The 13,746-nt window shown below is 70.3% G+C and carries 14 protein-coding genes; 6 read left to right on the top strand and 8 right to left on the bottom strand.

What is annotated here, in order from left to right:
• Positions 1 to 113 precede the first annotated feature (113 nt).
• The gene (locus tag Raf01_RS06430) at positions 114 to 467 is read right to left on the bottom strand and encodes a metallopeptidase family protein (protein WP_203916792.1); all 354 of its coding nucleotides are present in this window, start codon (positions 465 to 467) and stop codon (positions 114 to 116) included.
• Between the two features lie 2 nt (positions 468 to 469).
• The gene (locus Raf01_RS06425) at positions 470 to 886 is read right to left on the bottom strand and encodes an OsmC family protein (RefSeq protein WP_203916791.1); all 417 of its coding nucleotides are present in this window, start codon (positions 884 to 886) and stop codon (positions 470 to 472) included.
• A 161-nt stretch (positions 887 to 1,047) separates the two neighbouring features.
• Here Raf01_RS06425 and Raf01_RS06420 point away from each other — a divergent pair, with 161 nt between their 5' ends.
• From Raf01_RS06420 to Raf01_RS06405, 4 genes are all read left to right on the top strand, one after another.
• Complete coding sequence (locus tag Raf01_RS06420) at positions 1,048 to 1,839, top strand: hypothetical protein (protein ID WP_203916790.1); 792 nt, start codon at positions 1,048 to 1,050, stop codon at positions 1,837 to 1,839.
• Positions 1,840 to 1,893: 54 nt separating this feature from the next.
• Complete coding sequence (serS, locus tag Raf01_RS06415; RefSeq protein WP_203916789.1) at positions 1,894 to 3,144, top strand: serine--tRNA ligase; 1,251 nt, start codon at positions 1,894 to 1,896, stop codon at positions 3,142 to 3,144.
• A 113-nt stretch (positions 3,145 to 3,257) separates the two neighbouring features.
• On the top strand, positions 3,258 to 4,085 hold the full coding sequence (locus tag Raf01_RS06410) for an HAD family hydrolase (RefSeq protein ID WP_203916788.1): 828 nt from the start codon (positions 3,258 to 3,260) through the stop codon (positions 4,083 to 4,085).
• Entirely contained in the window at positions 4,082 to 4,906 is an 825-nt protein-coding gene (locus tag Raf01_RS06405) for an HAD family hydrolase (protein WP_203916787.1), read from the top strand. The genes Raf01_RS06410 and Raf01_RS06405 overlap by 4 nt, the downstream gene beginning before the upstream one ends.
• Here the strand turns inward: Raf01_RS06405 and Raf01_RS06400 are convergent.
• From Raf01_RS06400 to Raf01_RS06380, 5 genes are all read right to left on the bottom strand, one after another.
• Complete coding sequence (locus Raf01_RS06400) at positions 4,903 to 5,508, bottom strand: response regulator transcription factor (protein WP_203916786.1); 606 nt, start codon at positions 5,506 to 5,508, stop codon at positions 4,903 to 4,905. The two genes, Raf01_RS06405 and Raf01_RS06400, sit on opposite strands and share 4 nt — an antisense overlap.
• Positions 5,505 to 6,638, bottom strand: a complete 1,134-nt coding sequence (locus tag Raf01_RS06395) for a sensor histidine kinase (RefSeq protein WP_203916785.1) — start codon at positions 6,636 to 6,638, stop codon at positions 5,505 to 5,507. Before Raf01_RS06395 ends, Raf01_RS06400 begins: the two co-directional genes overlap by 4 nt.
• Positions 6,639 to 6,653: 15 nt before the next feature.
• Positions 6,654 to 7,385, bottom strand: a complete 732-nt coding sequence (locus Raf01_RS06390) for an ABC transporter permease (RefSeq protein ID WP_203916784.1) — start codon at positions 7,383 to 7,385, stop codon at positions 6,654 to 6,656.
• Between the two features lie 2 nt (positions 7,386 to 7,387).
• A complete protein-coding gene (locus Raf01_RS06385) occupies positions 7,388 to 8,332 on the bottom strand; it encodes an ABC transporter ATP-binding protein (protein WP_203916783.1) in 945 nt (314 codons plus the stop codon).
• Between the two features lie 85 nt (positions 8,333 to 8,417).
• The gene (locus tag Raf01_RS06380) at positions 8,418 to 8,963 is read right to left on the bottom strand and encodes a bacterial proteasome activator family protein (protein WP_203916782.1); all 546 of its coding nucleotides are present in this window, start codon (positions 8,961 to 8,963) and stop codon (positions 8,418 to 8,420) included.
• A gap of 496 nt (positions 8,964 to 9,459) precedes the next feature.
• Between Raf01_RS06380 and Raf01_RS06375 the strand changes: the two genes are divergently transcribed.
• Positions 9,460 to 10,662, top strand: coding sequence for an ABC transporter substrate-binding protein (locus Raf01_RS06375; protein ID WP_203916781.1), 1,203 nt, complete (start codon positions 9,460 to 9,462; stop codon positions 10,660 to 10,662).
• Positions 10,663 to 10,758: 96 nt separating this feature from the next.
• On the opposite strand, the gene Raf01_RS06370 is transcribed toward Raf01_RS06375, so the two are convergent.
• Positions 10,759 to 12,948, bottom strand: a complete 2,190-nt coding sequence (locus Raf01_RS06370; protein ID WP_203916780.1) for a glycosyltransferase family protein — start codon at positions 12,946 to 12,948, stop codon at positions 10,759 to 10,761.
• Between the two features lie 80 nt (positions 12,949 to 13,028).
• On the opposite strand from Raf01_RS06370, the gene Raf01_RS06365 reads away from it, so the two are divergent.
• Complete coding sequence (locus tag Raf01_RS06365; RefSeq protein WP_203916779.1) at positions 13,029 to 13,718, top strand: glycosyltransferase family 2 protein; 690 nt, start codon at positions 13,029 to 13,031, stop codon at positions 13,716 to 13,718.
• The last annotated feature ends 28 nt before the right edge of the window (positions 13,719 to 13,746 follow it).

The following is a 13,746-nucleotide window of genomic DNA, read 5'->3' as shown; positions in this document are numbered from 1 at the left end:
GGCGCCTGGCAGAAGGGCGCCGGCTCAGGCTCGGGCGCGCGACGGAAGGCCGCCGGTTCCGGCTCGGGCGCGCGGCAGAAGGCCGGCCCTATAGGGGCGGACGCGGGACGGGGTCAGCCCCAGCCGAGCGCGTGCAGCCGATCGTCGTCGATGCCGAAGTGGTGCGCGATCTCGTGCACCACGGTCACCGAGACCTCCTCGACGACGGTCGCCTCGTCGTCGCAGATGCTCAGGATGGGGTTGCGGTAGATGATGATCCGGTCGGGCAGTACGCCCGAGTAGTCCCAGCCGCGGCTGGTCAGCGCGTACCCCTCGTAGACGCCGAGCAGGTCCGGATCGTCCGGCGGCGGATCGTCCTCGACCAGGATCACCACGTTGTTGAGCAGTTCGAGGAGCTGAGCCGGTACCGCGTCGAGCGCGTCACCGACCAACTCCTCGAACCGCTCCCGGTCCATCTGGACCGGCATGCTCAGCCGAGCTTGGCGGACAGCGTGATCTCGATGGCGGCGAGCGCCTTCGAGACCGGGCAGTTGGCCTTGGCCTCCTCGGCGTACTTCACGAAGTCGGCCTCGTCCAGGCCGGGCACGTCGCCGACGGTGGACAGCTCGATCTTCGTGATGCCGGCCGGCATGTCGAGGTGGATGGTGGCGTTGGTCTCGATCGAGTTCGGCGTGACGCCGGCCTTGCCCAGGATGTTGGACAGGGCCATCGAGAAGCAGCCGGCGTGCGCGGCCGCGATCAGCTCCTCCGGGTTGGTGCCCTCACCGGATTCGAAGCGGGACAGGTAGGAGAACGAGCCTTGGTACGCCCCGGAGGCCAGGCGCATCTCGCCCGAGCCCTCCTTGAGCGAGCCCTGCCAGTGGGCAGTTGAGGTACGAGTCGGCATGGTCTCGAACCTAGCCGACCGGCGCGTGGGTCGCGACGATTGGGTGGCACCCGGAGACGTACTCGACGGCGTCGTCCACCGTTGCGGCTCCGGTTCGCGGTTCGGGCAAAGATCCGTGAAGAGTGTTCGGCCCATTGAGCTGGCCGTGTCATGATGCGGCCGTGGACACCCTGGAGTGGGGCAACTCCGATACGCGGTCGGAGCGTGCTCCTCGCATTCGGGCCATGGCGGCGCTGACCGGCGGACGGCGGATGGCCATCGTGCTCGCCGTACTCGCCTTCGTCGCACTGGTGGCCGCGGAACTGCTGCCGTGGGCCACCCTGCGCGGCGCCGTCGACGGCGCGAGCACTGTCGATGTGGGGAGCATCAGCGGCTTCGACAGCGGCAGCGGGCGGTTCAGCGTCGCCCTGCCGCCCAGCACCTTGCATCCCGACCCGTACACGGTCGGGCTCGGCCAGATCGCCAGCGGCAGCACGCTCGTCTACCACCTCGGCGCGCTGCTGCTGTTCGCGTTCGTCGGCGCCGCGCTGCTGGCCCGGCCGGCGCAGCGCAGGCTGGCGACCGGCCTCGGGTTGGGGGTACTGGCCGGCATGGTCGTCGTCGTGGTCGGCATGGTGCACTCCTTCAACACGCTCCTGCCGACCACCACCTACACCGGGGGCACATCGTCGTTCCGGTCGACGCTCACGAACGTGCCGGACACCGTCCTGGCCGCGTCCACCACGGTCAACCCCGGTACGTTCTTCGCCTTCGGCGCGCTCGCCCTGCTGCTGGCCGCGCTGGCCGTCTCGGTACTGCCGGACCAGGTCCGGGTTCGGTTGGTCACCGGGGCCGCCGAACCCGTCGACGCGCAGTTCACCGACGAGCCGCCGGACCTCACCGTCACCCCGGTGAGCCCGGTGGAGGCGAGCGTGACGCCTTACTTCGGCCGGCCCGACGGCGCCTCCCGGTAGCAGGCTCCGAAGCCGAGCGCGGAGCGGCCGCCGCGCCGGGTAGTCTCACCATTCGTGATTGACCTGCGCCTGCTTCGCGAGGATCCGGACCTGGTACGCGCCAGCCAACGGGCCCGGGGCGAGTCCGATGACGTGGTGGACGCGCTGCTCGCGGCCGATGAGGAGCGCCGCGCCGCGGTCGGTGCCTACGAGGTGCTGCGCGCGGAGCAGAATCAGCTCGGGAAGCGGATCTCGAAGTCCACCGGGGACGAGCGGGCCGCGCTGCTGGCCCGCACCAAGGAGCTGTCGGCGGAGGTCAAGGCGGCCCAGGCCCGGGTCGACGAGGCGGAGGCCGGGCTGCGCAAGGCGCAGATGGCGGTACCGAACCTGATCGAGAACGCGCCGCCCGGGGGCGAGGACGACTACGTCGTCCTGCGCGAGGTCGGCACTCCGCCGGCGATCGACAACCCGCGCGACCACCTGGAACTCGGCGAGGCGCTGGGCGCGATCGACATGGAGCGCGGCGCCAAGGTCTCCGGCAGCCGGTTCTACTACCTCACCGGGGTCGGCGCGCTGCTCCAGCTCGGCCTGCTCCAGCTGGCCATGCAGCAGGCGGTCGAGCACGGGTTCATTCCGATGATCCCGCCGGTGCTGGTGAAGCCGGAGTCGATGGAGGGCACCGGGTTCCTCGGTTCGCACGCCAGCGAGGTATACCGGCTGGAGGCGGACGACGTCTTCCTGGTCGGTACGAGCGAGGTGCCGCTGGCCGCGTACCACTCGGGCGAGATCCTCGACGGGCTGGAGGAGCCCCGCCGGTACGTCGGCTGGTCGTCCTGCTTCCGGCGGGAGGCCGGCTCGTACGGCAAGGACGTGCGCGGGATCATCCGGGTGCACCAGTTCGACAAGGTGGAGATGTTCTCCTACTGCCGGCCAGAGGAGGCCGCGGCCGAGCACGAGCGGCTGCTCGGCTGGGAAGAGGAGATGCTCGCCAAGATCGAGGTGCCGTACCGGGTGATCGACGTGGCGGGTGGCGACCTGGGTACCAGTGCCGCCCGCAAGTTCGACTGCGAGGCGTGGGTACCGTCCCAGGGCCGGTACCGGGAGCTGACCAGCACCTCGAACTGCACCACCTTCCAGGCCCGCCGGCTGGGCGTCCGGTACCGGGACGCGGAGGGCAGGCCCCAGGTCGCCGCGACGCTCAACGGCACCCTGGCCACCACCCGGTGGATCGTCGCGATTCTGGAGAACCACCAGCAGCCGGACGGCACGGTACGGGTACCGAAGGCCCTCCAGCCGTTCCTCGGTGGTCGCGATCTGTTGGGGTGATCACTCCCCTGGGTTGGTCCGACCGGAGTAACCTTGCTGGCCCGACCTGGGGCGTTTCCGCTCCGGGAAGGGATGGATCCGCAGGGTAACTACGGCCGGAGAGTGAGGCGGACGTGACGGTACGCCCCGGACTGCCCAAGCTGATCGCCACCGACCTTGATGGCACGCTCGTCCGATCCGACGAGACGGTCAGCGCCTACTCGCATGAAGTGCTGGGCCGGGTACGGGCCGCCGGAATCCCGATCGTCGGGATCACCGGGCGCGGTCCCCGGCTGATCGACCTATGCCGGCGGGACATACCGGAGGCGAGCTTCCTGGTGCTGGCCCAGGGCGGCCGGGTAGTGGACCTGACCGATCCGGACGAGCCGCTGGTGCTGCTCTCCAAGACGGTGCCGGGCCAGCAGGTACTCGGGTTGATCGAGGCGCTGGAGGCGGTCGTCGGACCGTTGTCGATCATGGTGGAGGCGCTGGACGCGCCGAACGCCCCGCTGTGGGGCGAGCCGCACGTGATCTGGAAGTGGCCCGAGGCGGTGGTGACCAGGTCCCGGAAGGACGCGCTGGCCGGCCCGGTACTCAAGACGTTCGCACACTCCACGACGCGCCAGACGGACGAGCTGCTCGCGGTGGCCCGCCGGCTGGTACCGCCGGACGGGCTGTCGGTGACCCAGGCGGGGCTGGGGTACATCGAGATCTGCCCGCCCGGCGTGACCAAGGCGAGCGGCCTGGCGGTGGTCGCCGCGTCGCTCGGGGTGGACCCGCGGGACGTGCTCGTCTTCGGAGACATGCCCAACGACCTGCCGATGTTCGGGTGGGCCGGGTGGAGCCGGGTGGCCGTGGCCAACGCGCACCCGGAGATCCTGGCGATCGCCGACGAGGTCACCGGCGCCAACGACGAGGACGGAGTGGCCGCCTACCTCGACCGGCTATTGTCGGCTGGATGAATGTGAGTGTTCCTCGGCTTGTCGCGACCGACCTGGACGGGACACTCGTGGGGGCCGGGGGACTGGTGAGCCCGCACACCGCCCGGGTTCTGGCCCGGCTGGCCGGGGCGGGCACGGCGGTGGTGCTGGTGACCGGCCGACCGCTGCGCTGGCTGCACATCGTGTACGAGCAGCTGGGCGCCCCGTACCTGGCGGTGTGCGCCAACGGTGCGGTGATCTACGACCCGGTCACCGACAAGGTGCGCGACTCCTGGACCATCGAGCCCGGCCTCCTGAGCGAGATGTGCCTCCGGCTGCGCGCGGCCATCCCGGATGTCCTGTTCGCGGTCGAGGTCGACGACGGGCGGGTGATGCGGTACGAGCCGGCCTGGCCGGTGAAGTGGGACGAGGGGCAGCCCGGCGTGGTACCGGGGTCGCTCGCGGACCTGACCGCGGAACCGGCGGTGAAGCTGCTCGCCCGTACGCCGGGGATGGGGCCGGACGAGTTCGTCGCGCTCGCCGAGTCCATTGTGGATGGAGAGGTGGTACCCACCCACTCGTCGCGCACGGGCCTGGTGGAGATGTCGGCGCGTGGCGTGACGAAGGCGACCGGCCTGGCGACCGTGGCCACGGAGCTGAACATCGACGCGGCCGACGTGCTGGCGTTCGGCGACATGCCCAACGACGTGCCGATGCTGCACTGGGCCGGCCGTTCGGTGGCGGTCAGCAACGCGCACCCGGCGGCCCGCGCGGCGGCCCGCGAGATCACACTGTCCAATGAGGACGATGGCGTGGCCGCCTACCTGGAGCGGTTCCTGCCGGCCGAGCCGGACCTGGCCTAGAGCCAGCCGCTCGCGCGGGCCGCCTGTACCGCCTCGATCCGGTTGCGCGAGTTCGTCTTGCCGATCGCCGCCGACAGGTAGTTGCGCACCGTGCTCTCGGACAGGTGCAGCCGCTTGGCGATGTCCGCGATCGTCGAGCCGTCGGCGGCAGCGGCCAGCACGCCGCGCTCCCGCTCGGTCAGCGGGTTCGGGCCGGCCGACAGGGCCGCCGCCGCGAGCGACGGATCGATGACCCGCTCCCCGGCCAGTACCTTGCGGATCGCCGCCGCGAGGTCTTCCACCGGGCCGTCCTTGACCAGGAACCCGCTCGCGCCGGCCTCCATCGCGCGGCGCACGTACCCGGCGCGGCCGAACGCGGTGACGATGAGCACCCTGCAGGCGGGCAGCTCCCGGCGCAGCGCCACGGCTGCGTCCAGCCCGGAGCAGCCGGGCATCTCGATGTCCAGCAGCGCCACGTCCGGCCGGGTTTCCAACGCCGTGGGTACCACGTCGGTACCCGAGCCGACCTCGGCCACCACCTCGATGTCCGGTTCCAGGCGCAGCAGCAGGGCCAGCGCGCCGCGCATCATGCCCTGATCCTCGGCGAGCAGTACCCGGATCATGCGGTGGCCACCGGTACCGTCGCGACCAGCCGGAACCCGCCACCCGGCTGCGGCGCGGCGGCCAGCGTCCCGCCCGCCGCGGCCAGCCGCTCGCGCAGGCCGCGCAGCCCGTTGCCGGTGCCGGTACCGTCCGGCGAACCGCCCGAGCCGTCGTCACGGATCTCCAGGGTGGCCTCGTCGCCGGCCCGGCGGACCGCGATCACGCAGTGCCGGGCCCCGCTGTGCCGGATCACGTTCGTTGTCCCCTCCCGTACCGCCCAGCCGAATACGGAGTCGACGATAGCCGGCAGCGGGGTGCCCGCCGTCTCGATGCTCACGTCGATTCCGGCTCCGGAGAGCGCCGACCGGGCGCCGTCCAGTTCGTCGGAGAATGCCCTCTCCCGGTACCCGGTGACCGCCTCGCGTACCTCCACCAGAGCCTTCCGCCCGATCTGCTCGATGTCCGCCCCGGCCGCGCCCGCCGCGACGGGGTCGGTGGCGGCCAGCCGGCGCACCACCTGGGCCTTGACCACGATCAGCGTGAGCGTGTGCCCGAGCAGCTCGTGCAGGTCGCGGGCGAAGCGCAGGCGCTCCTCGGCGACCGCCGCCTGGGCGAGTTCCGCGCGGGCGTTGTGCAGCTGGCGCACGTACCAGATCAGCCGCTTGACGACGAGGACCAGCAGGCTGCCCATGAACGTGCCGAACACGTTGCTCCAGCCGTCGCCCCAGCCCTCGTTGTACCCGACGCTGAACGCGATCTGGACGATCGTGGCGCCGAACACCCACGGTACGACCAGCGGGTTGGTCAGCAGCGAGGCTCCGGCCGCGCCGATGTACAGCGGCAGGACCAGCCAGCCCTCGTCGTTGCCGCCGTAAGCCAGCGCCAGCGCGATGCCCAGTGCCGCGAAACCGATCAGGCCGGCCAGCTCGATCGGCGTGGGCTTGCGGAACTCGTTGCCGAAGCCGCGGCCCACGCAGAACAGGTAGAGCGCGACGAAGGCGGCCAACCCGATCGCGGCGGGCACGATCGGGTGGACCTGGCCGTGAGCCATCGCACTGATCGGGGCGACCAGTGGCCACATCCAGACCGCGGCCCAGGCGTACATGCCGAGCCGGTTGGGTGCGCGGCCGAATTGGGGGTCGGGTTGCACGAGAGCCACCGTATGTCAGCGGGTGGCCGTCGAGCGACGGTAGGCGACGGCGGCCAGCACGGCGAACAGGAGCGTCCAGCCGGCCAGGATGGTGCCGCCCGCCGCGGACGGCAGGTGGCCGGCCGCCGCCTTCCAACCCAGTTCGGCGTACCGGTTGCTGGGCAGCGTCTCGGAGAAGTGTCGCAACCAGCGCGGGAACACCTCGACCGGGACGAGCAGGCCGCCCAGGATGGAGAGGGTGAAGAACGTGATGAACGTGGCCGGCTGAGCGATCTGCGGCGGCAGGCTGTACCCGACGGCGAGACCGAGCAGCGCGAACGGGATGGTACCCAGCCACAGCACCAGTACCAGCAGCGCCCAATGCCCGATCGGCATGGTGACGTGGTGCTGGATGCGTCCGGCGATGCTCACCGCGATGACCGACGGGATCGCCGCGAGCGTGGTCAGCACGCCCTTGACCGCGACCACCTTGATCGGTGGCAGCGGGGTGAGGCGCAGTTGCCTCAGCCAGCCGGAGACGCGCTCGTTGGCGACCCCGCTGCCGACCGACATCGCGCCGAGCACCGCGCCGTACGCGGCGATCCCGATCGTCATCGCGGTCGCGAGCGACACGCCCTCGCTCTGCCCGCTCGTGTCGCCTACCCCCGTGAAGACGACATACGAGATGACGGGCATGAAGACCGTGAAGATGAACAGCCGTGGCTCGCGGACCAGCCGGCGCAGCTCGAACAGGAAGAACGCGAACATGGTCAGGCCCCCGTGGTCGTCGTGCCGCCCGCGGCGGCGAAAGATGTCGTCGTGCCGGCCGGTCCACTCTCGGCGGTCAGCGCGAGGAACGCCTCCTGGAGGCCGGCCGCACTGACCTCCAGGTTGCGGAACGAACGTCCACTGTGGACAAGTGCGGCCACGGTGGCGTCGGAGTCGTCGCTGCGCAGGTTCGCGCGATCGCCACGGACCTCCACGGCCCGTACCCCGGGCAGCCGGTCCAGGCCCGCGGTGCCCTCGCCGGCGAGATCGAAGGTGACGGTACGACCGCCGGTCAGGCTCCTGATGTCCGCTCCGGTGCCGTCCGCCACGATCCGCCCCTGGGCGACGACCACCACCCGGTCGGCGTAGTCGTCGGCCTCCTCGAGGTAGTGCGTGGCGAACAGCACCGTGTGCCCGGCCGCCGAGTACCGGCGCATCGCGGCCCAGAACGACTGGCGGGTGACCACGTCCATGGCCGCGGTCGGCTCGTCGAGTACCAGCAGCCGAGGGTCGCCGGCCAGCGCGAATGCGAAGCGCGCCCGCTGCGCCTCGCCGCCGGAGAGCTTGTCCAGGCGGCGGTCGGCCAGTTCGGTCAGCCCGGCGGTGCGCAGGATCTGGGGCGTGGGCAGCGGCGCCGGGTACAGCGCGCGGGCGAGTTCGACCAGATCGCGTACGGTCGCGTTCGGTACGAAGCCGGCATCCTGCAGCATCGCGCCGACATTGCCGCCCTGTACCGCCCGATCGGGGCTGGTGCCGAACACCTCGACGGTCCCGCGCCCGGGGCGGGTCAGCCCGAGCATCATGTTGATGGTGGTGGACTTGCCGGCGCCATTCGGGCCCAGCAGGGCCACCGTCTCGCCGGCCGCGATCGTGAGATTGATCCCGTCGACCGCGCGTACCGCCCCGAAACTCTTCGAGACGTCGGTGAGTCTGACTGCTTCTGTCATGCCGATGACGCTACGGACGGCGCCTCCGGCCGGGCAGAATCAGCGATCCGGTGTTGGGCAGGACAATTGTCCTGCCCTCCGGTGGCTAGAGGTACTGACCGGTGCGGTTGGTGCCCTCGCCCGGCTGGGTCACGCCCGGCATCCCGGGCAGCCCGGACGGCAGCGCGGGCCGCCCGCCGCGCATCTGCTCCAGTTGCATCCGCGCGGCCATCTGCTGGGCGACCAGCGCCGCCTGGATGCCGTGGAACAGGCCCTCCAGCCAACCGACCAGCTGGGCCTGCGCGATGCGCAGTTCGGACTCCGACGGCGTGCCCTGCTCGAACGGCAGCGACAGGCGCTCCAGCTCGTCACGCAGCTCGACGGCGAGGCCGTCTTCCAGCTCGTGGATGGACCGGCGGTGGATCTCGGTCAGCCGCTGCCGGCCCGCCTCGTCGAGCGGCGCGGCCCGAACCTCTTCCAGCAGCTGCTTGATCATGCTGCCGATGCGCATCACCTTCGCGGGCTGCTCGACCAGGCTCGACGGGTCTTCCTGGTTGCCCTCGCCGTCCTCCGGCAGGTTCATCGTGCCGACCGGCTGGCCGTCCGGCCCGACAACCACAACGGTGCGCTTCTCCTCAGGGGCGTCGGTCATACCCTCATCCTTCCCTACTGCCGGCCGGCGAGTACCGACTGGGCCGGATCGTCGCGCGGCGCCAGACGCGCCGAGCCGGACCCGACCCCGTCCCGCCGAACCCGGATCAGTATCCGGATTTCCGCGCCCGATGGCTGTGAAACGGATGGCGACAGCCCGGAAAATGGGTGCCGATTGGCCCGAAACGGGCGTCGAATGGCTCTCGAATTCGCGTGCGGTCGCGATGGCCGCCGAGCGACGCGCGATTGAATTCTGAGCACCGATCGAGACTAGCTCTCACCAGTGTGGCCGGCGCCATGGCCACCGGCCTGTGCCTGGGGTTACGGTACGCTGCCGTCGGTTGACGCCGACCGGTCTGGGTCGCGGCGCGGTGCCAGACGCGTCGAGCCAGACTGGTCGGAAGATCCGGCATACGCGGTAGGAACGCGAACGTGCGTGGGCCCCAGCGGTACCACAAAAATATGATCACCGTGGTGGCGGAAGGGAACTGCGCGACGTGACCCAGCTAGCTCGAAGAGATCTGCTACGCCTCATTGCCGCCGCCGGCGCTGCCGGGGTCACCGCCCCGATGCTCGCGGCATGCGACTCGGGATCGTCCACGGCGGCGAACACCGCTCCGGTCCGGGTGGGGCTGCTGGTACCGCAGAGTGGGCCGAACAAGGCGATCGGCGACGAGCTGGCCAACGGCTTCAACCTCTACCTCTCGCTCAACGGCAACAAGCTGGGCAGCCATCCGGTGACTCTGACGGTCGCGGACGAGGGTGCCGGCGGCGACGTCGCGAAGAGCGCCGCGGACAAGCTGGTCAAGCAGGCCGGTGTCCAGGTCATGACGGGTGTCGCGGCGGCCAGCACGATGAGCGCGCTGCGGGACCAGATCGAGAAGGCGCAGGTGCCGCTGCTGGGGACGAACGGCTCGCCCCTCGAACTGAGCAGCCCGAAGTACATCTGGCGGACCTGCTACGTGGACAACGAGCCGGGTCAGTCGCTGGGTCAGTACATCGGGCAGAACGTTCCGGGCAACCAGAAAGTCTTCGTCATTTCGGACGACTCGCCCAGCGCTCGTGACGAGGTGAACGGGTTCGTCGGCGCGTACCAGGACGCTTCGGGGCAACTCGAACTTGCCGCGGACCCGCTGGTCGTACCGCTGCACAGCAAGCCGGACACCAGCCTCACGCAGGCGATGCAGCAGATCAAAGAGTCGGGTGCCAACACCGTCTTCGCGTACTTCGCCGATCCCGGGGCGGTCGCGTTCATCAAGGCGTTCCACGACCGGTTGTCCGGGGTGACGCTGTACTGCCCCGGCTTCATGACCGAAACGGCACTGCTGACCGAGCAGAAGTCGTCGGCGAACGGCGTCTACACGTCGCTGAACTACTCACCGGACCTGGACAACGACGCGAACCAGCTGTTCGCCGCGCAGTACCGCAAGGCGTACGACCGGGACCCGAGCACGTACGCGATGGCTTCGTACGACGCGGGCGGGGTGCTCGCCAGCGCGCTGCAACTGGCCGGCGGCGACCTGAGCCCGCAGTCGATCAACGCGGCGATCGCGCAGATCGGTGAGATCGACAGCCCGCGGGGCACCTGGCAGTTCAACCAGAACCGCACGCCGCTGCAGACCTGGTACCTGCGCCAGGTGCGGCCGGACGGCGCGGTGCTCTCGAACGTCCTGCTGAGCGACCTGGCGACGCTGACGTAGTAGTTTTTCGCTTGCCGGGCTTGCCGCCGGCTTATTGCCTGGCGGCTCACTTTTCAGACGGCTCTATTTGCCAGGCGGCTCACTTTCCGGACGGCTCTATTTGCCCGGCGGCAGGGCGTAGCCGATGCCGTTGCGCATGTGCAGCTTCCAGCCGTGCGGCACGTACTGCGCGCACACGACCGGGGCCTCGACACAGACCATGGCGTCGACCTGGTCCGGCTTCACCGGCGGGATGTCGGGGGCCATGCTCTGTTCCGCCTCGATGTCGCGGCCGGGCAGCAGGAGCCACCACGGGTACTCCCAGGTGTCCTGATCCTGGACCAGGCCGACCCGCTTGGCACCGGACGCCCGTACGGCGGCCGCCGCCCACTCGTAGTTGGGCCGCCACTTCGGCCGGCGCTGGAACAGCGCCTTCATGTCGCCGTCCGTGAACACGGAGCCGGTGCCGACCAGGCGACGTGGCCAGCCGTACCCGACCGCGAGCCCGCCGGCACAACCGCCGATCACGAGCGCGGCGACCGCGACCCCGGCGGCGATGCGCCGGCCGAGCGTGTGCCGGCCCGGTTCATCGCCCACGTGCGGGGCGGCCTCGCCGCTGGCCCGCAAGGCCGCCTCGCCGCCCGCCTCCGGTTTGCCGCTCGCCTCCGGGGCCGGGTTGCCGCTCGTCTGCGGGGCCGGCTTGCCCGGGGCGGTTCGCCGCCGGAACAACGCGTCCAGCCAGAGTCCGGCCAGCGGGGCGCCGAGTGCCAGCAAGTACATGATCAGCCGGTTGCCCCAGGGCTGCCACTTGATCGTCGACACGTACAGGATCACCGACAGCCACCATGCCGACGCGTAGACGCGTACCGGCCACGCCTGCCCCGCCGGTACCCGCCGACTCGGCCGGACCAGCACAAACCCGGCGCCGAGCAGCACCAGTACCGCCTGGACGGGGAAGGACGCCCTGTCCTCGTCGGGGATCCAGCTCATCGACGGGAACGACGTGCGGGTGAAGGTGGTCCGTGGGTCGTTCGGGTCGACGTCGATGTCCCGGGACAGCCCCTTGATGCCCCGCGCCTCCGCTTCGTTCAGCGGGGTGATCGGCGTTTCGAGAGCGGTGTGACCGATGCGCAGGGCGTTGACCAGGATCGACGGCGGATCGTGCCGCTGCATGGAGATCGAGTCGCGCAGGTAGTCGGGACCGAGGAAGTTGTCGTACTCGTCGTCGACCCGGAGAAGGAACGGACCCGCGACCGCCGCGGCGAGTACCAGGATCGCGACCGTGCCGCCCGCGGTCCGTAGCGGAGCCCGGAGCCACCGCGACGCGGCCGGTCGGGTCGGTTCCGCGTCCCCGGCGGCGCGCCGGGCGCGCAGGGCGTCCTGGCGCAGTTGAGCGACGCCCCAGATCACCAGCAGCGGACCCGCCGCGAGCAGGCCGTTCTCCTTGGTCAGCGCGGTGAGGCCGGTCGCCAGGCCGAGCAGGGTCACGTCCACCGCCCGGGCGCGCCGGTGCAGCCCGTCCAGGACCAGGGTGGCCACGCACGCCGTCCACGCCGCGACGACGAGATCGGTCTGGGTACTGGTCGACTCCAGCGCCACCATCGGCGCGGTACCGAAGACGAACGCGGCGAGCACCTGGGCGCGGGCCGAACCGCCGAACTGCCCGGCGATCCGCGAGGCGACCAGGGCGCAGCCGATCCCGGCCGAGTACTGCAGCAGGTTGTAGAACGCGCTGCCGCCGGTGAGCAGTCTGAGGTGCAGCAGCAGGTACTCGGCGCCAGGCGCCATGGTCAGCTGCCGGTGGATCCGGGTGGGGAAGAATTCGACGTCCCGCTGCTGTACCCAGTGCTCGATCCGGGGCAGGTGGTAGGTCTGCGAGTCGTAATTGTTGGGCGGCGAGATGATCGCGAGCAGCAGCTCCGCGAGGAGCAGCGCCGCCAATGCGATCATCATGATCCGTTCGGGTCGCCCGGCGCCGGTCCACATCGCGCGCGCCCAGCCCCGGAAATCCGGCAGGCGGCGAACCGGGGCGGCGTCACCGGCCCGGCGGCGGTCGCGCCGGTACCGCACGGCGGCGCCGAGCAGCGCGAGGAGGGTCGCGACCGACCAGGTGAGCACCAGCGCCACGTGGGTCAGCGCGTGCGCCGCGCCGAGGACTTCGACCAGGATCGCTCCAACGGCGCTGACCAGGACCGCCGCCCGTACCAGGGCGAGTCGCAGCGGGGCGAACACCTGACCGGCTGGTCGGACCGCGTACCCGGTCAGCACGTATGTGGCTGCCGGCAGCAGCCCGAGAACGACGAGCATTACCGCGCGCCGTTTAGATGACCGGAGGGCGATGAGGACGTAGTCTGTTGCGAACCTGTACCCGAATCCCGGAGTCCGCCGTGAAGCTGTCGATCCTCATGCCCGTGTACAACGAGGAGGCTCGGCTCGCGAATGCGCTCAAGCAGGCGCTGGACGTGAACTACCCGTGCGAAATCGAGCTGGTCGTGGTGGACGACGGTAGCCGCGACGGCACTGCGGAGATCTTGGATCGTATCGATGACCCAAGAGTAAGGGTGGTCACACATCCGCGGAATCAGGGTAAGGGTGCGGCGATCAGAACCGCGGTGAGCAGCGCGGCCGGCGAGTTCATGGTCATTCTCGACGCCGACCTGGAGTACGACCCGCAGGACATTCCGCGCTTGCTGGACCCGGTAATGGACGGGCGGGCCGAGGTGGTCTATGGCAACCGCACGTTCGGCAGCCACAGTTCCTTCTCGTTCTGGTACGTCATGGGTAACCGCGCGGTGACTACCGCCGCCAATATGCTCTACAACTGCTACCTCGGTGACCTGGAGACGTGCTTCAAACTGATGCCGGTGAGCCTGTACCGGTCGCTGGACATCCGTTCGAACGGGTTCGGCATGGAGGCCGAGGTGACCGGCAAGCTGCTGCGCCGGCAGATCCGCCCGTACGAGGTGCCGATCAGCTACCGGGCCCGATCCCGGGCGGAGGGCAAGAAGATCACCTGGCGTGACGGGGTGGAAGCGCTGTGGATTCTCGGTCGCGAGCGGTCACGCCGTCACCGATGACCTTCCCGGCCTCGGGCCGGATGCCGGA

The organism is Rugosimonospora africana (assembly GCF_016862975.1).
Lineage (GTDB): Bacteria > Actinomycetota > Actinomycetes > Mycobacteriales > Micromonosporaceae > Rugosimonospora > Rugosimonospora africana.
The sequence above is the reverse complement of the archived record's forward strand: the minus strand, read 5'-3'. Positions and strand labels throughout refer to the sequence as shown.

Coding starts and splice junctions, on each gene's coding strand:
- Raf01_RS06400 (WP_203916786.1), bottom strand. CDS start 5,508: ATGATCCGGGTACTGCTCGCCGAGGATCAGGGCATGATGCGCGGCGCG.
- Raf01_RS06385 (WP_203916783.1), bottom strand. CDS start 8,332: ATGACAGAAGCAGTCAGACTCACCGACGTCTCGAAGAGTTTCGGGGCG.
- Raf01_RS06370 (WP_203916780.1), bottom strand. CDS start 12,948: ATGCTCGTCGTTCTCGGGCTGCTGCCGGCAGCCACATACGTGCTGACC.
- Raf01_RS06380 (WP_203916782.1), bottom strand. CDS start 8,963: ATGACCGACGCCCCTGAGGAGAAGCGCACCGTTGTGGTTGTCGGGCCG.
- Raf01_RS06430 (WP_203916792.1), bottom strand. CDS start 467: ATGCCGGTCCAGATGGACCGGGAGCGGTTCGAGGAGTTGGTCGGTGAC.
- Raf01_RS06390 (WP_203916784.1), bottom strand. CDS start 7,385: ATGTTCGCGTTCTTCCTGTTCGAGCTGCGCCGGCTGGTCCGCGAGCCA.
- Raf01_RS06425 (WP_203916791.1), bottom strand. CDS start 886: ATGCCGACTCGTACCTCAACTGCCCACTGGCAGGGCTCGCTCAAGGAG.
- Raf01_RS06405 (WP_203916787.1), top strand. CDS start 4,082: ATGAATGTGAGTGTTCCTCGGCTTGTCGCGACCGACCTGGACGGGACA.